Genomic DNA, 1051 nt, shown 5'->3' on the forward strand with positions numbered 1-1051 from the left:
TGCGGCTGGATCACCTCCTTTCTAAGGAGCACAGTACCGATTGCAGGCAAACGTTCTGCACGGTCAGCTCATGGGTGGAACGTTGATTAGTTGGCGTGAGCGAACCTGATGGTTCTTCGAGTACTGCTTCGGCGTGGAAAGAAGAGTCCGGTGGGTGGCTCACGCTTGGCACGTTGTTGGGTGTCTGAGGGTACGGCCGTTTGGTTCGTATCTTCGAGGATGCCGGCCCCAGTGAAGCGTCATTTCGGTGACGTGTGATGGGTGGCTGGTCGTTGTTTGAGAACTACACAGTGGACGCGAGCATCTGTGGCCAAGTTTTTAAGGGCGCACGGTGGATGCCTTGGCACCAGGAACCGATGAAGGACGTGGGAGGCCACGATAGTCCCCGGGGAGCCGTCAACCAGGCTTTGATCCGGGGGTTTCCGAATGGGGAAACCCGGCAGTCGTCATGGGCTGTCACCCATGCCTGAACACATAGGGCATGTGGAGGGAACGAGGGGAAGTGAAACATCTCAGTACCCTCAGGAAGAGAAAACAACCGTGATTCCGGGAGTAGTGGCGAGCGAAACCGGATGAGGCCAAACCGTATGCGTGTGATACCCGGCAGGGGTTGCGCATGCGGGGTTGTGGGATCTCTCTTTCACAGTCTGCCGGCTGTGAAACGAGTCAGAAACCGTTGATGTAGGCGAAGGACATGCGAAAGGTCCGGCGTAGAGGGTAAGACCCCCGTAGCTGAAACATTGACGGCTCGTTTGAGAGACACCCAAGTAGCACGGGGCCCGAGAAATCCCGTGTGAATCTGGCGGGACCACCCGCTAAGCCTAAATATTCCCTGGTGACCGATAGCGGATAGTACCGTGAGGGAATGGTGAAAAGTACCGCGGGAGCGGAGTGAAATAGTACCTGAAACCGTGTGCCTACAAGCCGTGGGAGCGTCGGACATAGCTTGCTATGTCTCGTGACTGCGTGCCTTTTGAAGAATGAGCCTGCGAGTTTGCGGTGTGTTGCGAGGTTAACCCGTGTGGGGAAGCCGTAGCGAAAGCGAGTCCGA

1 rRNA gene is annotated in these 1051 nt (G+C 56.7%); it reads left to right on the forward strand.

Features of this window, described 5'->3' with window-relative positions:
- Positions 1–308 precede the first annotated feature (308 nt).
- Positions 309–1051, forward strand: a 23S ribosomal RNA gene (locus tag ACF08F_RS37680); the annotation flags it as partial.

It is taken from the genome of Streptomyces sp. NPDC015130 (assembly GCF_043080005.1).
GTDB lineage: Bacteria > Actinomycetota > Actinomycetes > Streptomycetales > Streptomycetaceae > Streptomyces.